Below are 25,615 nucleotides of genomic sequence, written 5' to 3'. Positions count from 1 at the left end.
CTGCATGCAAGCCGATTGCTGGACCCTGGTTGAAAAAATACCCTTGAACGCACCTTAACTGTGTCTCAGGACTCTCAACCATGGTCATGCACATCCGCCTCCAGCAGACGGGCGCACCAAGTGTTCTGCACCTCGAACAAACCAGCGCGCAAGCCCCCGGCCCCGGCGAGGTCTGGCTTGAACAGGCGGCGATCGGCGTCAACCCGCTGGACGTCAGCCAGCGCAAGGGCGATGTGCCCATCGCCCTGCCCTGCGGGCTGGGCCTTGAGGGCGCCGGAACGGTAGCGGCAATCGGCGCCGGCGTCAGCGGCTTGGCTGTCGGCGAGCGCGTCGGCTACGCCACCGGCCCCCTGGGCGCCTATGCCAGCGCCCGACTGTACCCCGCCGAGCGGCTGGTGAAACTGCCCGATGATCTTGGCCTGGAGCAAGCCGCCGCCGTGCTGTTCAAGGGCATCACCGCCCATTACCTCCTTCACAGCACGTACCCGGTCGGGCCCGGCACGCGGCTGATGATCTACGGCGCCGCCGGGGCCCTGGGGCAGTTGCTGGTGCCTTGGGCCAAGCACCTGGGCGCATTTGTGATTGGCGTGGTCTCCAAGCCGGAAAGTGTCGCCCGCGCCCGTGCCGCCGGCTGTGATCAGGTGCTGGTGTTCGACGCCGCGACCCTCGCTGCGCAGGTGCTGGATATCACTCAAGGGCGCAAACTCGACGTGGTCTACGACCCGATTGGCCGGCTGTCGTTCGAGGCCTCACTGGACAGCCTGCGCCCGCGCGGCTTGCTGGTGTCCTGCGGCATGGCCTCGGGAGCGCCGCCAGCCATCGAGCTGAGCACCCTCAACGCCAAGGGCTCGTTGTTCATCACCCGGCCCTCGCTGGCGGCGCACACGGCAAGCGCTGGCGAGTACCAGCAGCGCGCCGGGGAGGTGCTGGCAGCGCTGGCGGCAGGTATCATTCGCGCGCAGATCTGGCAGCGTTATGCCCTGGCCGACGCCGCACTGGCCCATGACGACCTGCAACAAGGACGCTCACAGGGCGCAATCATCCTCACGCCCTGACCTACCGAGGTAACCGCGATGGACCCGTTCGACAGTCGCCAGGCCGATGAGCTTGCCACCCTCCTGGCGCTGTTCGAGCACGGCTCGTTTGCCGCTGCCGGGCGCACGCTGCAGCGCCACCCGTCGGTGCTGTCCAAGCGCCTCGGGGCCCTGGAACAGCGCTTAGGCATTCGCCTGGTCGAGCGCACCACCCGCCAGTTGCGCTTCACCGACGAAGGCGCACGCCTGGTCGAGCGCCTGCGCCAGGCCGCCAGCCTGATCAGCGAGGCCGAGCGCGAAGCCGCCGAAGGTGCGACCCAGGTGCGCGGGCGCCTGCGCATCGCCCTGCCCTCGTCCATGGGCCGGCTGTGGCTGAGCCCGATGCTTGCCGAGTTTGCCCTGGCGTTTCCCCAGGTGCAGCTTGAGACCGAATACGCCGAACGTTTTGTCGATATCGTCGCCGAAGGCTTCGATGCGGCGATCCGCATTGGCGAGCTGGCCGACAGCCGCCTGGTGGCGCGCAAGCTCTGTGAGCACCGGCGTATCCTCTGCGCAGCGCCAGCCTACCTGCAACAGCACGGCCAGCCGCAAACCCCGGCCGACCTCGCCGGGCATAACTGCCTGGGTTTTACCGGCCTGCGTTCGTACCCGGAGTGGCGCCTGGCCGGTCTGGGCCAGCAACACACGGTTAAAGTGCGCGGCTCGCTGGTCAGCAACGACAACGAAGCGCTGCTGACCGCCGCCCGGGCCGGGGTTGGCATCCTTGCCGGTGGCGACTGGCTGATGCAGCACGACCTCGACAGCGGCCGCCTGCTGCGGGTGCTGCCCGACTGGCAGCTGGATGCCGACGCCGGCATTTACCTGGTGCGCCCCGGCGCCCGCTACAACAGCGCCGCGACCCTCGCCTTCAAGCAGTGGATCGAGGCGCGCTTTGCCCACGGCGCGCCCTGGCGCAGCCGCTAGACCGCCGCCAGGCGTGGCGTATGGGCCAGCAGGCTCTGGGTGTAGCGGTCTGCCGGCCTGTCCAGCACCTGATCCACCGGGCCCTGCTCAACGATGCGCCCCTGCTGGATCACCACCACCCGATCGGCAATCGCCCGCACCACCCCCAGGTCGTGGGTGACGAACACCAGGGTCATGCCTTCGCCTTGCAGTTGCTTGAGCAACGCCAGGATCGCCGCCTGCACCGAAACGTCCAGCGCCGAGGTCACTTCATCGCAGATCAGCACGCTGGGTTCGCACACTAGCGCGCGGGCAATCGCCACCCGCTGGCGCTCGCCACCGGAGAGGTGATGGGGGTACTTGTCAGCCACCGAGGCGGGTAAGGCCACCCGCTGCAGCGCCGCCTCGATACGCGCCCGGCAGGCCTGGCCCTTGAGTTTGAAGAAGTGCTCCAGCGGCGCCTGCAGGCACTGGGCCACGGTCTGCCGGGGGTTCAGGGCGCGGTACGGGTTCTGAAAAACATACTGGATGCGATGTCGGCTGGCGCTGGGCCGCTGCCGAGCCAGCAGGCTCAACGGCTGGCCGTCGAAACGCAGCTCACCGCTGGCGTTGTCGCCAAGGCCTGCCAGGGTGCGGGCCAGGCTGGTCTTGCCCGAGCCAGACTCGCCGACCACCGCCAGGCATTCGCCTGCCTGCACGTCGAGGGCCAGGTCGAACAGCACCTGGCGGTCGTAGCTGAGGTTCAGATTGCTGATCGCCAGCAGCGGTGCCTGATCGGCGCGAATCGCCCGAACCTGCAGCGCCGCGATCGGTGCTGGTGCCTCAAGCTGCGGATGCAGGCAAGCGACCTGTTGCTGCGCCTCGAGGGTTTGCAAGCCCGGCTCGGCCTGTTCACAGGCAGCCGTTCGCCGTGGGCAGCGCGGCGCAAACGCGCAGCCATGGGCACGCTGGCCCGGCGCCGGGGCATGGCCGGGAATTGCTTGCAGCGGGTGCTGGCGGGCAACGTCTGGAATCGCCGCCAGCAAGCCCAGGGTGTAAGGGTGGCTGGGGCGGGCGAACAGCCGTTCGCGGCTCGCGACTTCGACGATGCGCCCGGCGTACATGACCATCACCCGGTCGACCAGGTCCTTGATCACCGCCAGGTCGTGGGACACGTACACCGCCGCCACGCCCTGCTCCTTGCACAGCCGGCGCAGGGTTTGCAGGATGTGCGCCTGGGTGCTGACATCCAGCGCCGTGGTCGGCTCGTCGAGGACGATCAGCCGTGGACGCAACACGAAGGCCAGGGCGAGCATCACCCGCTGTTGCTGGCCGCCAGACAACTGATGAGGGAAGCGCCGCAGGAACTCGGCGTCGCCCGGCAGGCCGACGTCTATCAGGGTCTGCTGCAGGCGCTGTTGCTGCGCCTCCTTTGCCAATTGCGGTTCGTGGGCGTGCAGGGTTTCCAGCAACAAGCGGCCGATGCGCAGCGCCGGGTTGAGGGCTTGCGCCGGGTCCTGGGCGACGTAGCCGATCAGCCCGCCACGGGCCTGGCGCAGGGCTTCGCCGCGCAGCTCAAGGAGGCTGACGTCGGCGACCGCGATCTGCCCGGTGGCAATCCGTGCACCGCGCCGGGCGTGGGCCAGCAAGGCGGTGGCCAGGGTGGTCTTGCCCGAGCCGGACTCACCGACCAGGCCGAGGATTTCACCGGGGGCCAGGCTGAAGTTGATGTGGTCGATGATGTCGGCGCTTGTGTTGAGTTCAACCCGCAGGTTTTGCACCCGCAGGGCCGGCTTTTCGCGGGTCAAGCCTGTGGGAGCGGGCTTGACCCGCGATGGCGCATAGGAATTCATCGGCGCTCTCCCGCGCTGTGCCGGGCAATGCCTTCGGCGAAGATGTTGGTGCCGTAGGCGAACACCCCGATCAGCAGCGCCGGGGCCAATACCGCCCAAGGCTGAACCAGCAGGCCAGCCTGGTTTTCATTGATCATCAGGCCCCAGTCGGCAGCCGGCGGCGCCACGCCGTACCCCAGGTAACTGAGGCCCGAGAGCATGCCGATGCCCCAGGTGAGCATGTTGCCAAAGTGCACCAGCAACGGTGTGAGCACGTTGGGCAGGATCTCGCGCACAAGGATGCGCGTGCGCGAAAAGCCCATCATCTGCGCCGCCTCGACGAACTCCTGGCTGGCCACCGCTACCGCGCTACCCCGGGCCAGTCGGATCACCCCGGGGGTGAAGGCAATGGCCACGGTAAGCACGATCAGCCACGGCGCGCGGCCGAGCATCGAGACGATCAACAGCACCAGGATCAGGTCGGGGAACGCCAGCCAGACATCCGCAAGCCAGGTGATCGCCTGGTCCAGGCGCTGGCGCGACAGACCGGCCAGCAGACCCAGTACGGTGCCGACGACCAAAGCAATCGCCGCTGCCGCCAACGACATCCACAAAATCGACAGGCCGCCATTGAGCAACCGCGACAGCACGTCATGGCCAAGAAAATCATGGCCCAGCGGCGCATCCGTTGCCGGCGTGCCGTACACCCCGCCGACCATGTCGGTGGGCGCATGGGGCGCCAGCCACGGCCCGAACAGCGCCAGGAGGACAATGGCCAGGGTCACCAGGGCGCCGCGGCGAATCTGCGGCTCACGCCACCAGCGTGAATTGAACATGGGCGATTCCTCTCAAGGGGCTTTGGCTGCCGGGCGCCGCCACCAACTCTGGATACCACGGCGGTTGCGCTGGATCAGGGTGGCACGGCGGGCGGTGCGCAGTTTTGGGGTCAGCAGCACGGTGAGCAGGTCGGCCACCAGGTTGATCAGCACCACCCCGAGGGTGATCACCAGCACCACGCCCTGCACCAGCGGCAGGTCGCGCATCTGGATCGCGCTGTTGAGCTGGGTGCCGATGCCCGGGTAGCTGAAGATCACCTCGGCAAGCAAGGCGCCGCCGATCAAGGTGCGCAGGGTCAGGGCCACGCCCTGGATCGCCGGCACCAGGGCATTGGGCAAGGTGTGGCGCCAGACGATGCGCCATTCGGCGATGCCGCGCAGGCGCGCCGCGCTGACGTAGTCCGACTCCAGCGCTTCGATCATCGAGGCGCGGACCATGCGCGCCAGGTACGGCAGCGACGACAGGCTCAACGCGAAGATCGGCAGCAGCAGGTACTCAAGCTGCTGCCACAGGGCCTTGTCCGGATCAAGGATCGACACCGCCGGCAGCAGGTTGACCTGGGGCATGGAGAACAGCAGCACCAGGCCGATGGCCAGCAAGAACCCCGGCGTGGCTTTAAGGAAGATCAGCGCCGACAGGCCAAAACGGTCCAGGCGGCTGTCGCGGCGCAAAGCCAGGCTGACGCCGATGCCCAGGGCCAGCGGCACCACCAGTACCAGCACGCCGGCCAGCAGCGCCAGGGTATTGCCGAAGCGGCTGAAAATGATCGAGGCCACCGGCTGGCTGGAGTCCAGCGAGATGCCCAGGTCACCGCGCAGCACCTGGCCAAGCCAGCTGCAATACTGCACCAGGATCGGCCGGTTCAGGCCCAGTTGCTCGCGCAGGGTCAGCACGCTTTGCAGCGGCGCCTCGGGGCCGAGGATGACCCGCGCCGGGTCCGACGGCAATGCCTGGGTGGCGATGAACACCACCAGGCTGATAACCCAGGCGGTAAGCAGGCCGTAGCCCAGGCGGCCGATGAACCAGGGCAGCCAGGCAGGCAGTCGGGAAGTTCGTGCGCACGGTTCAGGCATGGTTCAACCACAGGCTGTCAAAGCGCCAGGAGGCGAAGGTGGTCTGTTCGCCGTGCAAGCCGCCGACCTTGCTGGAGGCGGCATCGAGCACGTCGGTAAAGCCCCAGATCAGCAAGCCGCCGCGTTGGTGCTGGATGCTCTGGGCCTCGTGCACCAGTTGCTTGCGCCGCTCAAGGTCGGGCTGGCCAAGGGCCTGGGTGAACAGCTCGGAGAAACGCTCATCGCGAAAATTGCTGCGGTTGTAGATCGCCAGCGGCGCGTCGTTGTGCAGGCCGGTGGCCAGGAAGCCACGGGCAGGCGTGGAGCCTGGCGACATCAGCCACTGCTCTTTCTGCGGGCCGTTGAACACCGAGCTGTCCACGGGTGTGACCTTGACCTGGACCCCGGCCTTCTTCGCCTGTTGAGCGAACACCAGCGCGGCGTTGACTTCGTTGGCGGTGGTGGTCAGCTCGACGCGCAGGTCGGTGGCACCGGCCTGGCGCAGCAGCGAGCGGGCCTGGTCGAGGTCGTAGCCGCGCTGGGCGATAGCGTGGTTGTAGGTCGGGTCTTGCGGCGAATACAGGTCGTTGGCGATGCGCCCGAAACCATTCAGGCCACGGCCGATCAGCTCTTGCCGATCGGCCAGCAGGCGAAAGGCCTGACGCACCCGCTCGTCCTGGAACGGCGCCTTGGCGGTGTTGAGGTTGAAGCCGCTGAACGAGGTGGTGGGCGAGACCACCAGTTGCAAGCGTGGGTCGGCCTTGATCAGGGCGCTGTGCTCGGCCTGCACACCGCTGGCGACGTCGATCTGCCCGGCGCGCAGGGCGGCGACCCGCGACACCTGGTCCTTGAATTCGATGATCTCCAGCTCGTCGGCGTAGGGCTGGTTGGGTTTGTAGTAATTCTCGAAGCGGGTGAACAGCGCGCGCTGGCCTGGCACAAAGCTTTTCAGCCGGTACGGCCCCGCCCCCACCGGGTTGCTTAGCGGATCGTAATCGGTCGGCACGATAGCGCCGAAGGCAATCAGGGTTTCGTCCAGCGGGAAGAAGCTGCGGCCCTGCTTGAAGCGGATCTCGATGGTACGCTCATCGAGCTTGCGCAAGGCCTGGCGGTCGATGGCGCCGACCAGCCCGGCAAACGGCGAGGCCAGTTTCGGGTCGGTCAGGCGCAGGATCGAAAACAGCATGTCGTCGGCAGTGATGCTCTTGCCATGGTGGAACTCCAGGCCCGGCTTGATGCGGATGGTCCAGGCGCTGGCATCGGCGTTGGGCTCGGCGAACTCGGCCAGGCCCAGGCGCGTGCTGACGTCGTCGTTCCACTCCCAGAACTTGCTGTACAACGCCCAGCCGCGAATGATCCCGCCGCCAGACGGCTTGTGGGCATCAAGATTGCCGGCCTGGTCGCCGTCGATGATGCCAACCCGCAAGCGCCCGCCACGCACCGGCTGGGTGGGCCGGCTGATGGCGCCGACCACCGCCGGCTCGCCGGCGCCGCAACCTGTGAGCAAACTGGAGCCGAGCAACAGGCCGCCACCGACGGCCAGGCTGTTGCCGAGAAACACCCGGCGGGAAAATTCGTTTGGCATGGGCAACTCCTTAAGCCGGTTCGGCAACCGTGCGCACACTCAGGTGCGCAATGTCGAAACCGTGGTCCAGGTCGAGCAAGGGGAACAGCAGGTCGGCGACCCGGTGGGCTTCATCAATCAGCGGGAAGCCCGAGAGGATGAACGCCGAGGTGCCCTGGGCCTCGTACTCGCGAATCCGTTCGGCCACCTGCTCGGCGCTGCCGACCAGGTAGGTACCGGCCGCCGGGCCGAGAATGTTGAAACCGAACAGGCTCGGGCCGGTCCAGACGTTGGGATAGATCTCAAGCTCCCGCGCGGTGGGCAGGCGGCCGTCGCGAATGCTCTGCACATTGCGCTGGATCTGCGGGTTGTCACTGCTGAAGGTCTCCAGGCTCTGCCCGGGCGGCAACTGGCGTTCGATGGCGGCGCGGGCGGTGGCCAGCGAAGTCTGCTGCAGCAGTTTTTCGGCGTGGGCCCAGGCCTCTTCCTCGGTTTCGCGCACGATGATCTGCAGGCGCGTGCCAAAGGTCAGTTCGCGGCCGATCTTCGCCGCCTCTGCCGCTACCCGGCGGAACTTGTCGCCAAGCTTTGGCGGGGTGTCGGCAAAACTCAAGTAAACGTCCAGCAGTTGCACCGAATGAGCCACGCCCGGGCCCGAGGTGCCGGCGCCCCACAGCGGCACGCTGGCGCGTTTTGGCGGGTGCCAGCCGCCCAGCGGGTGACGTGCCGCCGCAGCCGGGCGCGGCGCCAGCTTGACGTACTGACCGTCAAAGCCTGCGGTTTCGCCGGTATAAATACTCTGGAACGCGCGCCAGTATTCCAGGCTGAACTGGTAGCGCTCGTCGTGCGGGTAATGCACGCCGAGGGTGGCCAGGCCGGCGTCGCTGCCGTTGACCACGTTGAACAACAGGCGGCCGTTGGAGAACTCGTCAAAAGTCAGCGCCCACTTGGCCAGCACCGCCGGCGACAGCTCGCCCGGATGCTGGGCCACCAGAAAACGCAGGCGCTCGGTGGCGTCGATCAGCGCGGCGGCCACTGCCAGGCTTTCGTTGGGGCTTGAACCCAGCAGCGAGCCGTAGTAACCCAGGCGATCGCTGGCCACCGCCAGTTGCTTGAGGTGGGCGAAATCGGTTTTCCAGCGCCCCTGGGCTTCCCACGGATAGGGGCCATCGGGGCTGGTCAGGTACCAGAGAATTTTCACTGCCATGGTCTTTCCTCAGGCGCGAATGCGGTCGGTGGCGGGAATCAGGCCCAGCTCGCTGGCCTTGTCGATCAGCCTGCTCATCTTCCATTGCTGGGTGAGCACGCCCGGGCCGAAGGGCCGCGAGCCGCCGATGGCTTCGGCCAGCAGTTGCAGTTGCGCGCCCTCCTCCAGCAGCACGATGAACTCGGCAGTGGCGCGCAGGCCCTGCTGGCCCCACACCGTGGCGCCACCGTTGGCTTCAAGGATGGCCGGGGTGAAGGGGTTCTCGGCCAGGCGTTCGAGGATGAAATCGACCTCGTCCTGGCGCCGGTCGATGTAGGTCGGCAGCTCGCGGGCCAGCTGGAAGCGCTGCACCGGCACGTAGTTGAACGGCAAGGTGCGCTGGGTCTGGGCCCAGGCGCCGAGGTACGGCGAGTGCACATGCGACACCGTGGTGATCTGCGCCTGCTCGCGGAACAGTTTGGCGTAACGGCCCAGGCCACCCTTGCCCTGGCCATGCACCAGGTTGCCGGCCAGGTCGCTGACCGTGGCCTGCAGCGGTTTGCGGTACTCCCACGGCCCCGGGTAGTTGACCGACACCAGCAGCTCGCGCCCCGGTACCCGTTCGATAAAGCCGACGGTGCCGTTGGCGGTGATGGTGTTGGTTTCGCGGAACACGGTGAAGGCCTGCCCGGCCTCGTCGAGCACCTGCTCGATGAAGGTTTGCAGCTCGGCGTCGATCAGGTGCTCGGTGGTCAGTACGGTCATGGCAATGCTCCTTTAAGCGCGGGCGCGGCGTTCAGCCAGCAGTTGCTGGGCGGCTTGCAGTGGACGCGGGTCGACCCAGTCGGCCAGGGCAAAATCGGCTTCGAGAAAGCCGTGCAGGTTGAGGAAGGTTTTCTGGATGTCGAGGTACGCCAGGCGTTCGGCCGAAAGGTCCGGGGCCAGGGTGGTATGAAAGTCGCCGCGGTAGGCTTGATCGACGCCTTCGGCACCGGCGCGGGTTTCGTCCTGGAGGATGCGCAGCAGGCCGTCGCGGTTGTCGCGGGCCCAGTCGGCGGCGCGCAGGGTCTGGGCAAGAAAGCGCACCACCAGCTCGAAGTGATCGTCGAGCAGGCTCTGGTGCACGGTGATCGGCCGTGGCGTGCCGTTGTTGATGCGATAGCGTGGGTCTGTGATCTGGTCCAGGTCAATGCCCACCACCAGGCCCAGGCGCCGGGCGGCATCGGCGGCGGCAGCGCCCTTGACGTAGACCGCATCGACCTCGCCGCGCACCAGGTAATCCAGGCCCGACCACAGGCGTTGCAGGCCCTGCTGCGGGGTCGGTGCATCGTCCTGGGACTGCAGCGCCACCTCCACCAGCTGGACATCATCGAAGCTCAGCCCGGCCAGGCTCAGCGCGCCCTTGTAGCCGTGCAGGCTCATGGCCCGGGCGATGCTGCCGGGGCGGTTGGCGCCCCAGGCCGGTAGCGCCAGGCGCTTGCCCTTGAGGTCGGCGGCGCTGCGAATGCCCGAATCCGGGCGCACCAGGATGGTCTGCCATTCCTCGATCCAGGTCAGGCCGATCAGCCGGCTCGGTGCACCGGCGGCGCGGGCGGCCAACGCCGGCACGTTACCGCCCTCGCGAAACAGCCCGGGCAGTTGGTGATCGTAGTGGTGATGACCCAGTTGCCGGACTTCCTGCAGGGTTTCTACCGGCAGGCCGTCGGCGGCGAATTCTTCCGTGAGCCAGCCCAGGGTGTAGGCGATGCCGGAAGCGGTCGGCACCGGGCAGCGGGTGAACCAGAGTTGCTCAAGCGTGGTTGCGCTGGGCAGTGGCAAGGTGGCGGCGATTGTCATGGGCATGCTCCATCAAGCGGATCGAATCGGCCAGGTGGCCTGTGCCTGAGCTATTGCAGCGCCCGTGCCAACTCGGCAAAGCCCTGATTTCATTGGGCTTTGCCCCTTGCCGCAAGGCGCGACTGCTGATCTGCCAGCAGTCGGGCCGCAAGCCTGCTGCTGCCAGAGCAACAATCACCGGCTTACTGCTGCCCCAGCAACACCCGGCACCGGCAAAAACGCCGCAAGCCCTGCCCCACGGGGCTTTGCCGCCACTGGCACAGAACCTGCTCAAGGCCCTGGGTACCTGTTCATTCAAGGAAGCCCTATCGTGAGTGCTCTGCCCCATCGCCTGCACAGCCCCGCCCAGGCCATCGCCGCGGCCCATGAAATTGCCGAGCAAATCGCCGCCCTCGCTGCCGACCCGTTGCTCAACCGCGAACTGCCCCGGCGCCAGGCGCAGTTACTGTCCGACAGCGGCATCACCGCCATCGGCGTACCGACAGCGCTCGGCGGCCTGGGCGCGTCGGTCGAGACCATCGTCGAGACCGTGCGGATCATCTCCCGCGCCGACGGCGGCGTCGGCCAGTTGCTGCAGATTCACAACGTGATGCTGCGCGGCGTGCTCAGCGGCTACCCGGATGCCGTGCGTGATCGGCTGATCGCCGATGTACTGGCCGGCAAGCGCCTGGGCAATGCCCTGGCCGAGGTCGGCGGCAAGAACAAGTTCGCCCTCAAGACCCGGGTCGAGCGCCGCGCCGATGGCAAGCTGATCCTCAACGGCAGCAAGTTCTACTCCACCGGCGCCTACCTGGCCGAGTGGATCTCGCTGACCGCCGCCAGCGATGACGGCGGCGCCGGCGTGCTGCTGCAGCGCGACACGCCCGGCCTGACCCTGGTCGATGACTGGGACGCCTTCGGCCAGAACAACTCGGTCAGCGGCACGGTAATCTTCGACAACATCGAGCTGGACGAGCGCTACGTGCTGCGCCGCCAGGGCCCGATGAAGCGCACCGGCCTGACCTTCCCGCAGATCCTTCACGCCGCCATCGACACCGGTATCGCCGCCGGCGCCCTGCAGGCCGGCATCGACTACCTCAACCAGCACGCCCGGCCGTGGGTCGAGAGCGAGGTGGAACGGGCCAGCGACGAGCCGCACATCATTCGCCAGATCGGCGAGTACGCGGTGGCCCTGCGCGCCGCCGAATCACTGCTGCGCGACGCCGCGCGAACCTTCGACGCCCACGAGCAGGACCCGGACAACAAGGCCCTGCAAGACGAGCTGATCCTTTCGGTGGCCAGCGCCCGCGCCCATTCCGATGGCGCTGCGCTGAAGATCTCCAGCGACATCTTCTCGCTGCTCGGCGCCAGCTCATCCTTGAGCAAGTGGAACCTCGACCGTTTCTGGCGCAACGCCCGGGTGCACACCACCCACGACCCGATCCGCTGGCGCCTGCACCACGTCGGCAACTACTACCTCAACGGCATCGACCCCGGCGAATACACCGCCATCCTCAATGCCAAGCAAAAGGCCGGCGCCAACCGCTGAGCACACACTTTCCTCCTGCCGCGAGTCCTTCATGAGCCCTCGACACCCGCTGCTGCGCAGCCTGGCGATCTACGGTGAAATGCCCTGGCGTTTCGCCCTGGTCGCCGGGCTGTTCGTTTCCATCAACCTTGGCCTGGTCTGGCAACAATGGCTGATCGGCCACGCCCTCAACGAGGTCAGCGCCGGCACGGCGGTGCAGCGCCTGGCCGATGGCAGCCTCGACGGTCAGCGCGCCTGGGGCTGGTTCTGGCTGATCCTCGGCGTGGCCCTGGGCCGCGCGCTGCTGCAGTACGCCGCCGCCATCGGCTCGCTGATCCTTGGCCAGGCGCTGCTCACGCGCCTGCGCGAGCGCCTGCTGGAGCAGGTGCTGCGCCTGCACCTGGGCTATCACTGGCAGCACGGCATGGGCGAGATGGTCACCCGCACCACCCGCGATGCCGACAAGGTCCGCGATGCACTGGTGAGCTTCTGGCGCCAGCTGGTCGAAACGCCGCTGGTGATACTCGCCACCGTCGGCCTGCTGGCCTGGTACCACCCGTGGCTGGCGCTCGGGCCGCTGCTGCTGACGGTGATCGGTGTGTGGATATTCGTAGTGCAGACCGAGCGCCTGGTCAGCCTCGACCGCGCGGTCGGCGCCGCCTACGACCGGGTCAACCAGGACCTCGCTGAAGGCATTGGCGCGGTACGGGTGATCAAGTCGTTCGGCCTGCAAGCCCAGCGCATCGACGGCTTCGAGCGTCAGGTCCTGCAGTTCAGCAGCCTGGCACGCCAGGCCCTGGCCTACGCCAGTTCGCGGATTCCACTGCCGCAAGCGGTGGTGGCGCTGGGGCATGTGTGGATACTGGTGGTGGGCGCGCAATTGGTCGCCGCCGGCCGGATCGGCATTGGCGAACTGGTCACGTCGCTGCTGATCGCCACCACCCTGGTATTTCGCATCGAAGGCATCGGCCGGGTGATGCAGACCTTCGCCGACGCCCGCGCCTCGGCCGGGCGGATCTGGCAGTTGCTCGATGCGCCGGCGGCGATTGTCGGCGGCAGTCAGCGCCTGCCCGAGGGGCCGCTGGGGCTGAGACTTGAAGACGTCAGTGTCGCCGCCCCTGGCGGTGGCCAGGCGATCCTGCGTCACTGCTCGTTCGAGCTGGCCCCCGGTGAAACCGTCGCCCTGGTCGGCGCCACCGGCACCGGCAAGAGCCTGCTGGCCAGCCTGTTGCCACGCCTGAGCGATGTTGCCCAGGGCCGTGTGCTGCTCGGCAACGCGCAGTCCGGTTGGCAGGACATTCGCAACCTGGAGCTGCGCGACCTGCGCCGGCGCGTGCATGTGCTGCCCCAGGAGAGTTTTCTGTTTGCCGACAGCCTGGCCGCCAACCTGCGCCTGAGTGCGCCCGACGCCAGCGACCCGCAACTGCTCCAGGCCCTGCACCAGGCCGCCGCCGACGATATCCTCGAACGCCTGCCCGCAGGCCTCGACAGCCCGCTCGGCGATCGCGGCGTGACCCTCTCCGGCGGCCAGCGCCAGCGCTTGTGCCTGGCCCGGGCCTTGCTCGCGGCGCCGGCCATTCTCTGCCTGGACGATGCCACCAGCGCCCTGGATGCGCTGAGCGAAGGCCGGGTGCTGGACAACCTGCGCCAGCAGGCAAGCGCCACCACCCTGCTGCTGATCGCCAGCAAAGTTTCCACCGTGCAACGCGCCGACCGCGTGCTGCTGCTCGACCACGGCGCCATCGCCGACAGCGGCACCCACGCGCAACTGCTGCAGCGCAACCCGACTTACCGTGACCTGCTGGGGATCGACCATGGCTAAGCCACTGCCGGGCAACGCCCTGAGCGATATCGAGATCGAAGAGCTGCTGGCAAAAAAAGCCCTCGATCGCAGCATGTTCCAGCGCCTGCTGCCGTTGTTGCGGCCTGTGCGCAAACAGATCGCCTGGGTCATCGGCCTGGAGCTGCTGCTGGTGTTTACCGTGTTCCTGCGACCCTGGTTCGTTCGTGAACTGCTCGACCGCGGTCTGATCCACGACGGCAATCGCTGGCTGCTCGAGCAACCGCTGGTGATGTGGCTGGGGCTGGGCCTGGCGGCCAGTTGGCTGGGGCGCTTTGTGCTGGCCGGGGTATCGCAGTATATCGCCGGCAGCGCGGCGATCCAGGTGCTCAACCAATTGCGGGTGCGGGTGTTTGCCCACGTCCAGGCCTTGAGCGTCGGTTACTTCGACCGCACCCGCGCCGGGCGTATCATTTCCCGCGCCGACCGCGATGTCGATGCCCTGGAGCCGCTGCTGATCCAGGGCCCGCCGGAACTGCTCGGCGCCCTGCTGCGCTGCAGCCTGGCGGCGGTGATGCTGTGGCTGATCGAGCCGCTGTTCTTCTTCAGCCTGATCGGCAGCGTGCCGCTGCTGCTGGCGGCGACCTGGGCGTTCAAGCGCATCGCCCAGCGCAACTGGGCCAAGGTCGCCGAACAGCGCAGCCGCTTCACCGCGCACCTGGTCGAGAGCGTCAGCGGCGTGCGCCTGCTACAGCAGACCGGCCAGCAGGCGCCGAACCTTAAGCGTTACACACAACTGCTGCACGACTTCAACAAAGCGCTGATCATCGGCAGCCTGCGCTCGGGCTGGTTCGCGCCCTTTACCGCGCTGCTCAGCGCCGCCGGCATGGCGGTGCTGGTGCTGGTCGGCGGCTACAGCCTGGCCAAGGGCACGGTCACGGTCGGCCAGGTCGGCGAAAGCCTGTTCTACGTGATGCTGTTCCTTGGGCCATTGCAAGAACTGACCGACCTGTTCGAACGCTATGCCACCGGTTCCGCCTCGGCTCAGCGGATCTTCCTGTTGCTCGACACCGCGCCGCAGATTGTCGACCCGGTTGCCCCGGTGGACTTGCCCGCGGCACGCGGCGAGGTGCATTTTCAGCAGGTGCGCTTTGCCTATTTGCCGCAACCCACCCGGCCGGTGATCGACGGCCTCGACCTGCGCATCAATGCCGGTGAAGTGCTGGCGATTGTCGGCCCGTCCGGGCATGGCAAGAGCACCCTGGTGCAGTTGCTCACACGCTTCTACGAAGTTGATCACGGCGCGGTGACCCTCGATGGCGTCGATATTCGCCAGCTCAGCCAGCAACAGTTGCGCCGCCACGTTGGCGTGGTACTGCAGGACAACGTGCTGTTCAACGGTAGCATCCTCGACAACCTGCGCCTGGCCGCGCCGCATGCCGATGACGACACGCTGATTGACGCGGTGCGCGAGCTGGGCGCCGACGAGGTGCTGGAGCGCCTGGCGCATCGCTATGACACCCAGGTCGGGCCGCTGGGCAGCCACCTCAGCCAGGGCCAGCGCCAGCTGGTGTGCCTGGTGCGCGCCTACCTGGCGGACCCGGCGGTGCTGGTGCTCGACGAGGCCACCTCGGCGGTCGATGTGCACACCGAGCGGCGCATCCAGCGGGCGCTTCGGCGCCTGTGCGAGGGGCGCACGGCGATCATCATCGCCCACCGCCTGGCGACCATTCGCGATGCCGACCGCATCGTGCTGATTCGCGAGGGCAAGCTGGTCGAGCAAGGGCCGCATCAGCAGTTGCTGGCCAAGGGTGGCGATTATGCGGCGTTGTATCGGCGGTATCAGCACGGTGCCGAGTTACAGGTTGGTTGAGGCCTTTCGCGGGTCAAGTCGGAGCGCCGCACCGCCGCTCCCACAAGGTCAATGCTTGACCCGCGATGCTTTGTGCTGCAACCGCCGCAGCCACTGCTGACCGGTTGCTGCCCTGGCAACACCCCTGCCGCCAACCCCCAATGATTACGGGCCCGCGCGGCGTGGCATGGGCGTTGCACCGCTGTCTCTACCTTCATCGAGGAACAGCCATGAGCACCGAATTCTTCTGGCGTCTGCCCCTGGGCACCGACGGCCCGCAACTGAGCACCGACAAGCACAACCGCGGCAGTTTCAGCCGCAGCCCCGGGCATATCGCTCCCGGCCTGTTGCAGGACGGCAGCGCCGATGGTTTCACCTACATCGACTACATCGCCCAGGTGGCCAAGGCCGCAGAACTTGCAGGCTTTGAAGGCGCGCTGCTGCCCACCGGCCCCGAGCCGTGGATCGCCGCCGCGGCCCTGGCCCGGGAAACCCGCCGCCTGCGCTTTCTGATCGCTTTCCAGGCCACCTGGACCCTGCCCGCCTACGCCGCGCAGCAGGCGGCAATCCTCCAGCACCTGAGCCACGGGCGCCTGGACTGGAACATCATCACCGGCGGCAACCCGGCCAGCCAGCGCGCCCAGGGCGACTTTCTCGACCACGACCAGCGCTACAAGCGTACCGGCGAGTTCCTCGACATCATCCAGGGTTTGTGGAGCAACGAGCGCTTCTCTTACGACGGCGACATCTACCGCCTGGAAAACGGCGCACTGCCGCCGCACCTGGGTAACGAACGCAAGCCGGGGGTGTACTTCTCCGGCTTCTCCGAGCCGGCGCTGGAAGTCGCCGCCCGCCACGCCGACGTGTACCTGAACTGGGCCGAGCCGGTTGAGCAGCTCAAGCCGCACATCGAGCGGGTACGCGAGCTTGCCGACAAGCAAGGGCGCACGGTGCGCTTCGGCCTGCGCGTCGACCTGTTCGCGCGTGAAACCGAAGACGCCGCCTGGCGCGACCTGCGCCGCCAGTTCGACAAGCTCGAAGGCAAGCCCAGCGCCGTCTCCACGGCCTTCACCAGCGCCAGCGACTCGGTGGGTGGCGCGCGGCAAACCGCCTATCACCAGAACATCCAGCGCTTCGACGACCTGATCATCGGCGCCAACCTCTGGGCCGGTTTTGCCAAGGCCAAGCCTGGTCCGACCGTGGGCCTGGTGGGCAGCCACGAGAACATCGCCGAACGCCTGGCCGAATACCGCGACGCCGGTTTCTCGACCTTTATCCTGGCCGGCAACCCGCACCTGGAAGAAGCCTTGCGCATCGGCCAGGAGGTGCTGCCGCTGACCGCCAGCGCCTGACCGGAGCCCGATATGAGCACACCCCTCGATACCCTCTGGTACACCCGCTGCCCGGTGCCCACGGGCCTGGGCATTGCCGTTCAGCAAGGCTGGCTGCAGGACAGCCTGCACACGCTTGGCACCCAGGTGCAGTCGATTCGCGAGGCCGACGATGCTGCGGTGCGCGAGTCGCACTTCGATCACAGCCTGCGCCATTCAGTGCGTCATGGCGGCAGCATTCCAGCAATCTGGGCCCGCGCCCAGGGCCGCGAGACGCGCCTGATCGGGCTGTCCTGGGCCGATGAGGCGCAGTTGATCCTGACCCGCGCCGACAGCGCCATTCACAGCATCAGGCAACTGGCCGGCAAGCGCTTCGGCCTGCCCGACCGCGCCCGCGCGCAAATCGACTTCACCCGCGCCCAGGCCCTGCGCGGGCTGGAGAACGCGCTGAAACTCGAGGGCTTGCAGGTCGGCGACTTGCAGCTGGTCAACTACCGCTACGACAGCGGTTTCAGTGACAGCCCGCTGCGCGTTGTTGCCGGCAGCAGCGTGGCCAGCAGTGACGAGGCGCGCAACCTGGAGCTGATCGGCCTGCTGCGCGGTGAAGTCGATGCGATCTTTCTCAAGGGCGCCAGCGCCGTGCAGCAGGCCCATGATTTCGGTCTGCGCACATTACTGGACATCGGCGCCCACCCCGATCCGCTGATGCGCAGCAACAACGGCACGCCGCGCACCCTGACGGTCGACCAGGCGCTGCTCGACCAGCACCTGCCGGTGGCCACCCAAGTGCTCTACAGCGTCCTGCGCGCCGAAGCCTGGGCCCATCAGCACCCAGAGCAGACCCGCCGCTACCTGGCGCTGGAAACCAACAGCAGCGAGTACTGGGTCAGCCGCGCCTACGGCGAAGACGCGCACCTGCGCTTGCGCACCGCCCTCGACGAACAGGCCATCGCCGCCCTGCAGGACTTCGTGACCTTTCTGCAGCGCTGGCGCTTTATCCGCACGGCGTTCGATGTACGCCGATGGATCGACCGCCGCCCCATGGACGGGCTGCATACCGCACTGGCCGGCTAACCGGCCACCTGACAAGGACTAGAACCGACAATGAGCACACCCCTCGATACCCTCTGGTACACCCACAGCCCGGTGCCCACCGGCCTTGGCATCGCCGTGCAAAGCGGGCGCCTGGCCGAAGCCTTCCAGCCGCTGGGCACCTCGATCCAGTCGCTGCGCGAATCGAGCGAGCGCGAAGTGCGCGAAGCCCATTACGACCATCACCTGCGCAACTCGGTGCGCCACGGCGGCAACATCCCGGCGATCTGGGCCTACGCCAGCGGCGTGCAGACCCGCGTGCTGGGCCTGAGCTGGGCCGATGAAGTGCAGTTGATCCTGACCACCGAAGACAGCGGCGTACGCACCGTGCGCGACCTCAAGAACCGCCGCTTCGGCCTGCCGAAATGGGCCAACGTGCAGATCGACTTCACCCGCGCCCAGGCCCTGCGCGGGCTGGAGAACGCGCTGAAGCTCGAAGGCCTGAACGTCGCCGATGTCGAGCTGGTCGACTACCCCTACGGCGGCACCCACAGCGATGAACAGGTCACTCATGTGCATGGCGCGGCGGTGACCCTCGGCGTCAACCGCGTCAGCCGCCGCAACAACGAGCTGATCGGCCTACTGCGCGGCGATATCGACGCGATCTTTTTAAAGGGCGCCACGGCCCTGCAACTGGCCCACGAATTCGGCCTGCGGGTAGTGATCGACACCGGCTCCCACCCTGATCCGCTGATTCGCGCCAACAACGGCACGCCGCGGACCCTGACCGTGGACATCAACCTGCTGGAGCAGCACTTCGGTGCCTGCAAGCGCATCGTTGATGTGCTGCTGCGTACCGAGCAGTGGGCCTGGGCCAATGCCGATGAAACCCGGCGCTATCTTGCCCGCGAGCTGAACACCAGCGAGTACTGGGTGGCAGCGGCCTATGGCGAGGACGCCCACCGGCGCTTGCGCACCACCCTCGATGGCCGCTCGATCGAGGCGTTGCAGGACTTCACCGATTTTCTCCATCGCTGGGACTTTATACCGCGGCGTTTCGATGTGCGTGAGTGGATTGATTTCAGTGTGCTGGAGGCGGTGATCGGCTCTACTTCGCGGGTCGCTACCTGATCGCGGCGCCCCGACTTGCCCCGCGATTGCTGCCCCAGCAACAGGCATTCCACACCCCCCTGCTGAATAACTAGCAGCCACCGCTAAAAAACCCAATAAAATCCTTTAAATACAACAAGATACAAACATGGCACAAACCCTGCTCTATCCCCTTCAACTGCACATCCGGGGAGACCAGCAGCATGCACACACTTAACCCAATCGCCAAAGGCATCGGCCTGAGCATCCTGCTGGCCAGCCAGTCGGAGCTGCTCAGGGCCGAAGACAACACCAGCACTACACCGGCGCTGAAAACCGTTACGGTCACCGCCCAGCACCGCGAAGAAACCCTGCAGGAAGTGCCAGTGGCGGTCACTGCGGTACAAGGCAGCAGCATCACCGCCGACGGCGTGCGCGCCATGGGCGATATCACCACCTTCATCCCCAACGCCTCGGCGAAGAACCCCGACGGCGATGGTCGCCCGCGCTGGTACATTCGCGGCCTGGGCACCGGCGACACCGGCGCCGCCACCGTCTACCCGGTGGGTATCTACGCCGACGACGTCTACCTCAATGCCCCGGTGGCCGGCGGCGGCCCGTTGTTCGACCTTGAGCGCATCGAGATCCTGCGCGGCCCGCAAGGCACCCTGTATGGCAAGAACACCACCGCAGGCGCGGTGAACATCATCTCCAAGAAGCCGGGCTTCGACACCGACGGCTTCGGCACCCTCGGCTTTGGCAGCAAGAACGAGCGAATCCTCAGTGGCGCCATCGGCGGCGCCCTGGTCGATGAGCGCCTGGCAGCAAGGGTGTCGCTGTACTCCGAAGAGCGCGATGGCTTCACCCACAACCTGAGCAACGACCAGACCTACGGCGACGTCAACAAGAAGGCTGTGCGTGTGCAGTTCCTGGCCAGGCTCAACCCTGACCTTCAAGCGCTGTGGAAGGTCCACGGCCGCCAGTTCAAGGGCGATGGCAGCAGCGGTTCGCTGACGCTGGGGCGCTACTACAACGTCGGCTACCAGCGCCCGGAAGGCCGGCGCATCGAGCTGAACGTCGATGAAGATGCCAAGCTCGACCACAACGGCACCTCGCTGACCCTGAACTGGGACATCGGCGACTACAAGCTGACCTCGATCACCGCCTACGACTACATCCGCAACCAGCAACTCAGCGACGCCGACTACACCCCCTATGAAGTCAACGGCGCCGCCGACAGCGACAACCGTTACGACCAGTACTCCCAGGAATTTCGCCTGGCCTCGCCGCAACAGGAAACCCTGCGCTGGATGCTCGGCGCCCACTACTTCCACGAAACCCTCGACAGCAGCGCCTTGCGCACCGTCACCCCGGGGCCTACGCCCAACGGCACCGGCTCCAACCAGACCGGCGGCACGGTGGATTTTCGTGACCTGAGCTACACCCACAAAACCGACAGCTACGCGCTGTTCGGCAACCTCGCCTACGACCTGAGCGACAACCTGACCGTTACCGGTGGCCTGCGCTGGACCACCGAGAAAAAGGACATCGACCTTGACCTGGTGCAATTGACCCGCGCCACTGCCAACGGCCCGCTGATCCCGCTGACCGCCAGCGGCAGCAACGGCTCTCAGGAAGAGGCCAAGCGCTGGGACGCCTGGACTTACGACCTGACCCCCGAGTACCGCATCAACGACAACCTGCGGGTGTTCTTCCGTTATGCCCATGGTTTTCGTTCCGGCGGTTTCAACACCGGTCTATCCACCAGCCTTGCGCAGTTGACCACGGTCGATCCGGAAGAGCTGGACGCCTACGAGCTGGGCCTGAAGTCTGAATGGCTCGACCACCGCCTGACAGTCAACGCCAACCTGTTCTACTACGACTACCAGGACATCCAGGTCAACCTGCTGACGGTCAACAACGGCATCCTCACCACCGCGCTGACCAACGGCGCCAAGGGCAAGGTCAAGGGCGCCGAGCTTGAGCTCGAAGGCCAGCCGACCGACTACCTGCACCTGCGCGCGGCGCTGTCGTTCCTCGACACCGAGTACACCGACTTCAAGAACACCAACCCCACCACCGGCGCGGTGACCGCCGACTACAGCGGCAACAGCTTCGTGCGCTCGCCGCGTTACGTGGTGTCGCTGGGCGGCGACTACACCATCCCGCTGGAAGTCGGCGGCAAGCTGGTGGCCGGTGCCGATGTCAGCTTCCGTGACCGCGAGTACTTTCTGGCCGACCGCCAGAGCAGCGCCGACCAGCCGCTCAACCAGGCGCACTACACCCTGGCCAACAGCCGCCTGACCTGGTTCAGCCCGGATGAAAAGCTCAGCGTCACCGGTTTCGTCAATAACCTCACCGACCGCCGCTACCAGGTTCACGGCCGCCCCAACGGCACCGCCGGCCAGTACGTGATCACCTATGGCGACCCGCGCACCGTGGGCCTGAGTGTCACCAGCCGGTTCTGATCGCTGCATCCTTTCTGCCTTACAGGAGTCTGTTCCCATGTTCCGACCTACCCCCTTGGCTGGCGCCATCGCGCTGGTCATCGGCGGCTTCGGCGCGCCCGGCGTTTACGCCCAGGCGCCGGGCGCCAGCGACAGCAAGCTCGACACCGTGGTGGTGGTCGGCACCCGCCGCAGTGATGTCACCGCCCTGCAGAGCGCCGCCCCGGTGGATGTGCTCAGCGCCGAGCAGTTGCAGGAAACCGGCGCCCAGGATTTGTCCGGGGCGCTCACCGCGCTGTCGCCGTCGTTCAGCTTCCCGCAGTCGCCGCAAGGCGCCTTTGCCGGCTCCATCGCCCAGGGCGCCTCGTTGCGCGGCCTGGCCTCCGACCAGGTTTTGGTACTGGTCAACGGCAAGCGCCGCCACAGCAGCGCCAACGTCACCCGCCAGGGCCTGGCCAACGGCCGCGGCGCGGCGGCGGTGGACTTGAGCCTGATCCCGTTGAGCGCCATCTCACGGGTGGAGATCCTGCGTGACGGCGCCGCCGCCCAGTACGGCTCGGATGCCATCGCCGGGGTGATCAACATCGTGCTCAAAGAGAACGACGCCGGTGGCAACCTCGGCTATCGCTTCGGCGGCTACGCCAAGGGCGACGGCCTGCAGCGCAAGCTCAGCGGCTGGAAAGGCCTGGCGCTGCCCAACGATGGCTTTCTCAACCTGAGTTTCGATGCCGGCAGCCAGGACCCGGCCAGCGACACCCGCGCGGACAACCGGATCTTTTACCCAGGCTCGACCAACATCAACAGCGAGCGCGAACAGAACAACCGCTACCGCACCTGGAACTGGGGCTCGGGCAATGTCTCGGACCAGTACAACCTGGTGGCCAACAGCGAGCTGGGCATCGGCGACGGCCTGAGCGCCTACGGCTTTGCCACCTACGCGCACAAGAACACCGACGCCGAAGGCTTCTTCGACCCGCCGACCACCCTGCGCAACAACTACGCCAGCGTGGCCCTGCAGCGCTACCCGGACGGGCGCCTGCCGATCACCCGCTACAACCTCGAAGACTACGCCGTGACGGGTGGCCTGCGTTACGAAGACGAACACCTGGGCAAGTTCGACCTGGCCGCCAACTACGGCAACGACACGCTCAAGTCCACCGATCGCAATGCCATCAACCCCAGCTGGGGCAACGCCAGCCCGGATAAAATCTACACCGGCGAGCGCGAGAACGAGCAGACCAACCTGACCCTGGACTGGGTCCGCGACTTCCCCACCGACCTGCTGGCCAGGCCGCTGACCCTGTCGGCGGGCCTGGCCTGGCGAAAGGAGCACTACAGCCTGAGTGCCGGCGAAGCGGCCGGCTGGCAGAACGGGCCGCTGTTCAACACCCTCGACCCGCTCACTGGCCGGCGCATTCCCGGTTACTACGCTGGCATCACCCAGGTCGATGCCGCCTCGCTTGAGCGCAAGGTGCTCGGTGCCTATGTCGATGTCGAAGGGCAGATCACCGACACGTTCCAGGCCGGGGTGGCGGTGCGTTCCGAGCACTATTCGGACTTTGGCGACACCACCAACGGCAAGCTGTCGCTGCGCTACGACTTCACCCCGCAGATTGCCGCGCGCGGCAGCATCAGCTCCGGCTACCGCGCGCCGTCGCTGGTGCAGAGCGGCCTTTCGTCGTTCAGTGTGCAGGTAGTCGAGCAGCCTTCGGGCAGCGGCAACTGGGTCGAGGTGCAGCAGCGCACCCTGCGCGCCGACAGCCCGGAAGCGGCCTTGCTGGGTGGCCGGGCGTTGAAGCCGGAAGAGTCCACCAACCTGTCGCTGGGGCTGGTCTGGCGGCCACTGAGCAATGCCTCAGTGACCCTCGACGCTTACCGCATCGATATCGACAACCGCATCACCCTCTCCGACCAGCTGCCGGGCAACGTGGTCGGGCCGATCTTTGCCGGCACGCCCTACGCCAACATCCAGAGCGCGGCGTTCTACACCAACATCGCCGACACCCGCACCGACGGCGTCGAGCTGGCCGGGCAGTACCAGTGGGACTTGCAGCCGTTTGGCCGGCTCAACCTCAACGCAGGCTTTGCCAAGACCCGCACGCGGATCACCGAGCTGCGCGATGTCGGCGGCATCAGCGGCGAGCAGATCGTCGGCCGCGCCACCCAAGGCCTGATCGAACACGGCACGCCGGAAGACAAACTGACCTTGAGCGCCAACTGGCTGTACGAGAACTGGGGCGTGACCCTGACCCAGCGCCGCTATGGCGAGTGGCAGAGCCTGAACAGCAGCAACCCGGACCTGGACCAGACCTTCAGCGCGCAGTGGATCACCGACCTGGACCTGAGCTACAGCTTCGACCAGGGGCTGAAATTATCGGTGGGCGCGATCAACCTGTTCGACAGCCATCCGGATAAGCTCGATGGGCCACAGTTGTATGGGGTGCCGAAGTATTCGATTACCTCGCCGGAGGGGGCGCAGGGGGCGTTTTACTATGCGAGTGTCAGTTATGACTTTTGAGGCTTGAAAACCATCGCGGGTCAAGCCCGCTCCCACAAGAAGCGTGCTTGACCCGTGATCAGACTTTAGTAGTAAGCGTTTTCTTTCTGACTGTGGTCAGTCACATCACGCACACCTTTGAGCTCGGGAATGCGCTCGAGCAAGGTCCGCTCGATGCCTTCCTTCAAGGTCACGTCGGCCTGGCCGCAGCCCTGGCAACCACCACCGAACTGCAGCACGGCGATGCCGTCCTCGACCACTTCGATCAGGCTGACCTGGCCGCCGTGGCTGGCCAGCCCCGGGTTGATCTCGGTTTGCAGGTAGTAGTTGATGCGCTCGTTGACCGGGCTGTCTTCGTTGACCATCGGCACCTTGGCGTTCGGCGCCTTGATGGTCAGCTGGCCGCCCATGCGGTCGGTAGCGTAGTCGACCACGGCATCCTCAAGAAACGGAATGCTGACCGCGTCAAGGTAGGCAGTGAAGGTCTTCAGACCTACCGCCTCGTCTTCCGGCTTCTCCTCGCCCGGCTTGCAGTAGGCAATGCAGGTTTCAGCGTAGGTGGTGCCCGGTTGGGTAATGAAAATGCGAATGCCAATACCCGGGGTGTTCTGCTTTTCCAGCAGATCGGCCAGGTAATCATGCGCGGCGTCGGTAATAGTTATGGCGCTCATGGAAGTTCCTCACAGACTTGCCGGCAGTTTACGCCAACCTGGCCGCCGAACAAAGTCCTAGTAATTCTGTCAGGAAAGGGTTACCGCCACCGGCGTGCCGCGCCGGGCCTCGAACCAGGCGCTCATGCGCCGGTACAAACGCTTTTCCAGCAGCAGGTAACTGGCCCACGACAGCCCGGCGATCAACGGTACGCACAGGGCAAATACCGCATACGGGCTGAGGTTCAGGCGCTCGCTTGCAAACCAGCCGGCATACAGCACCAGCACGTGGATCAGGTACACCGAGTACGAGCAATCGCCCAGCGCCTTGAGCAGGCGGTTGCCCTTGAAGTACGGCTCCAAGGCAATGCAGGCGAAAACAATCAACGCGCTCGGCACGCCCCAGTGCAGCAAGCGCATCGAGGCATCCAGGTGATAGATCGCCAGCCCCGCCGCCGCCAGGATCGCCAGCGGCAGCCACAGGCCCTGGGCGATCCATCCGCGCCGGTAGAGCACGCCGATGCCGATACCGAGCAAAAATTCATAGACGATATTGTTACGGTAGAAGTGATTGAGCAGCCCGGCGCGGGTCAGCACCTCGCTGACCAGCAGCAATGCTAACGCCACCAGCAATAGCCGGTGTTGCTGGCGGACCACGAACACCAGCGAGAACAGCAGGTAGAAGAACATCTCGTAGTTCAGGGTCCAGCCGACATTGAGGGTCGGGTACTGGCCGTAACCGCCGGGGTTCTCGGCCGGAATGAACAGCAACGACAAGAGAAAATGCTCAAGGTCGATGGCCTGGTGCGGCATCCACTGGCTGGCGGCGACCAGCAGCAAGGCCATCAGTGCGGTGTAGAACCAGTAGGCCGGCACGATGCGCAGCGCCCGGTTGAGCAGAAAGCGACGGGCCGGCATGGCCTTGTCGCGGGTCGAGAGGTAGATCACCAGACCGCTGATGACGAAGAACACATCCACGCCCACGGCGCCGCGGTCAGTCAAGAACTGTCCAATCGGGCCACTGGCATGGAAGTCGAAGAAAATCTGCATGAAGTGATGGCAAACCACCACCCAGGCGGCAAGCGCCCTTAAAGCCTGAAGCGAATACAGCATCCGGTTACCTGCGTCTCAAGTCCCACTCAAGCCCCGGCCGGAACCGGGGCCGCAT

General features: G+C 66.3%; 20 protein-coding genes. 11 read left to right on the top strand and 9 right to left on the bottom strand.

The features are described 5' to 3' along the window. Positions 1 to 80 precede the first annotated feature (80 nt). Both LOY22_RS11875 and LOY22_RS11870 read left to right on the top strand, forming a co-directional pair. The gene (locus LOY22_RS11875) at positions 81 to 1,055 is read left to right on the top strand and encodes a quinone oxidoreductase (RefSeq protein WP_195883871.1); all 975 of its coding nucleotides are present in this window, start codon (positions 81 to 83) and stop codon (positions 1,053 to 1,055) included. 18 nt (positions 1,056 to 1,073) lie between these two features. Next, entirely contained in the window at positions 1,074 to 1,997 is a 924-nt protein-coding gene (locus tag LOY22_RS11870) for a LysR family transcriptional regulator (RefSeq protein ID WP_093383544.1), read from the top strand. On the opposite strand, the gene LOY22_RS11865 is transcribed toward LOY22_RS11870, so the two are convergent. From LOY22_RS11865 to LOY22_RS11835, 7 genes are read right to left on the bottom strand one after another with little or no spacing between them, the layout of a single operon-like run. After that, positions 1,994 to 3,808 (bottom strand): ABC transporter ATP-binding protein, encoded by a 1,815-nt coding sequence (locus LOY22_RS11865; protein WP_093383549.1) that lies wholly within the window; start codon positions 3,806 to 3,808, stop codon positions 1,994 to 1,996. The genes LOY22_RS11870 and LOY22_RS11865 overlap by 4 nt on opposite strands. Further along, on the bottom strand, positions 3,805 to 4,623 hold the full coding sequence (locus LOY22_RS11860; RefSeq protein ID WP_093383553.1) for an ABC transporter permease: 819 nt from the start codon (positions 4,621 to 4,623) through the stop codon (positions 3,805 to 3,807). Before LOY22_RS11860 ends, LOY22_RS11865 begins: the two co-directional genes overlap by 4 nt. A 12-nt stretch (positions 4,624 to 4,635) precedes the next feature. After that, positions 4,636 to 5,697, bottom strand: a complete 1,062-nt coding sequence (locus LOY22_RS11855) for an ABC transporter permease (protein ID WP_093383558.1) — start codon at positions 5,695 to 5,697, stop codon at positions 4,636 to 4,638. After that, entirely contained in the window at positions 5,690 to 7,261 is a 1,572-nt protein-coding gene (locus tag LOY22_RS11850) for an ABC transporter substrate-binding protein (RefSeq protein WP_093383562.1), read from the bottom strand. Before LOY22_RS11850 ends, LOY22_RS11855 begins: the two co-directional genes overlap by 8 nt. Positions 7,262 to 7,271: 10 nt before the next feature. Continuing rightward, positions 7,272 to 8,447: an LLM class flavin-dependent oxidoreductase gene (locus tag LOY22_RS11845; RefSeq protein ID WP_258597583.1), complete on the bottom strand. Its 1,176-nt coding sequence runs from the start codon at positions 8,445 to 8,447 to the stop codon at positions 7,272 to 7,274. Between the two features lie 9 nt (positions 8,448 to 8,456). Continuing rightward, complete coding sequence (locus tag LOY22_RS11840) at positions 8,457 to 9,191, bottom strand: class II aldolase/adducin family protein (protein WP_045198608.1); 735 nt, start codon at positions 9,189 to 9,191, stop codon at positions 8,457 to 8,459. A gap of 12 nt (positions 9,192 to 9,203) precedes the next feature. Beyond that, positions 9,204 to 10,262, bottom strand: a complete 1,059-nt coding sequence (locus LOY22_RS11835) for an ABC transporter substrate-binding protein (RefSeq protein ID WP_093383571.1) — start codon at positions 10,260 to 10,262, stop codon at positions 9,204 to 9,206. Positions 10,263 to 10,303: 41 nt separating this feature from the next. Here LOY22_RS11835 and LOY22_RS11830 point away from each other — a divergent pair, with 41 nt between their 5' ends. The 9 genes from LOY22_RS11830 to LOY22_RS11790 all read left to right on the top strand — a co-directional run bounded on the left by LOY22_RS11830 (position 10,304) and on the right by LOY22_RS11790 (position 23,818). Continuing rightward, on the top strand, positions 10,304 to 10,576 hold the full coding sequence (locus tag LOY22_RS11830) for a hypothetical protein (protein WP_143013291.1): 273 nt from the start codon (positions 10,304 to 10,306) through the stop codon (positions 10,574 to 10,576). Beyond that, entirely contained in the window at positions 10,573 to 11,790 is a 1,218-nt protein-coding gene (locus tag LOY22_RS11825) for an acyl-CoA dehydrogenase family protein (RefSeq protein ID WP_258597580.1), read from the top strand. Before LOY22_RS11830 ends, LOY22_RS11825 begins: the two co-directional genes overlap by 4 nt. 31 nt (positions 11,791 to 11,821) lie before the next feature. After that, complete coding sequence (locus tag LOY22_RS11820) at positions 11,822 to 13,591, top strand: ABC transporter ATP-binding protein (protein ID WP_093383586.1); 1,770 nt, start codon at positions 11,822 to 11,824, stop codon at positions 13,589 to 13,591. Further along, on the top strand, positions 13,584 to 15,422 hold the full coding sequence (locus tag LOY22_RS11815) for an ABC transporter ATP-binding protein (protein WP_258597578.1): 1,839 nt from the start codon (positions 13,584 to 13,586) through the stop codon (positions 15,420 to 15,422). The genes LOY22_RS11820 and LOY22_RS11815 overlap by 8 nt, the downstream gene beginning before the upstream one ends. Positions 15,423 to 15,631: 209 nt before the next feature. Beyond that, positions 15,632 to 16,753, top strand: a complete 1,122-nt coding sequence (locus tag LOY22_RS11810) for an LLM class flavin-dependent oxidoreductase (RefSeq protein WP_258597576.1) — start codon at positions 15,632 to 15,634, stop codon at positions 16,751 to 16,753. 12 nt (positions 16,754 to 16,765) lie between these two features. Further along, positions 16,766 to 17,806, top strand: a complete 1,041-nt coding sequence (locus LOY22_RS11805; protein ID WP_258597574.1) for an ABC transporter substrate-binding protein — start codon at positions 16,766 to 16,768, stop codon at positions 17,804 to 17,806. 30 nt (positions 17,807 to 17,836) lie between these two features. Next, positions 17,837 to 18,895 carry an ABC transporter substrate-binding protein gene (locus LOY22_RS11800; RefSeq protein ID WP_045198597.1) on the top strand — a complete coding sequence of 353 codons (1,059 nt, stop codon included), beginning with the start codon at positions 17,837 to 17,839 and terminating at the stop codon, positions 18,893 to 18,895. 182 nt (positions 18,896 to 19,077) lie between these two features. Continuing rightward, entirely contained in the window at positions 19,078 to 21,321 is a 2,244-nt protein-coding gene (locus LOY22_RS11795) for a TonB-dependent receptor (protein WP_093383608.1), read from the top strand. 37 nt (positions 21,322 to 21,358) lie between these two features. Beyond that, a complete protein-coding gene (locus LOY22_RS11790; protein ID WP_258597572.1) occupies positions 21,359 to 23,818 on the top strand; it encodes a TonB-dependent siderophore receptor in 2,460 nt (819 codons plus the stop codon). A gap of 65 nt (positions 23,819 to 23,883) precedes the next feature. Here LOY22_RS11790 and nfuA read toward each other — a convergent pair whose 3' ends face one another. Together nfuA and LOY22_RS11780 are read right to left on the bottom strand one after the other, a co-directional pair. Next, positions 23,884 to 24,468 (bottom strand): Fe-S biogenesis protein NfuA, encoded by a 585-nt coding sequence (nfuA, locus tag LOY22_RS11785; protein WP_045198594.1) that lies wholly within the window; start codon positions 24,466 to 24,468, stop codon positions 23,884 to 23,886. A gap of 69 nt (positions 24,469 to 24,537) precedes the next feature. Then, complete coding sequence (locus tag LOY22_RS11780) at positions 24,538 to 25,560, bottom strand: acyltransferase (RefSeq protein ID WP_093383619.1); 1,023 nt, start codon at positions 25,558 to 25,560, stop codon at positions 24,538 to 24,540. Positions 25,561 to 25,615: the final 55 nt, after the last annotated feature.

The organism is Pseudomonas sp. B21-035 (assembly GCF_024748945.1).
Lineage (GTDB): Bacteria > Pseudomonadota > Gammaproteobacteria > Pseudomonadales > Pseudomonadaceae > Aquipseudomonas.
This window is presented reverse-complemented; position numbering and strand designations above follow the sequence as displayed.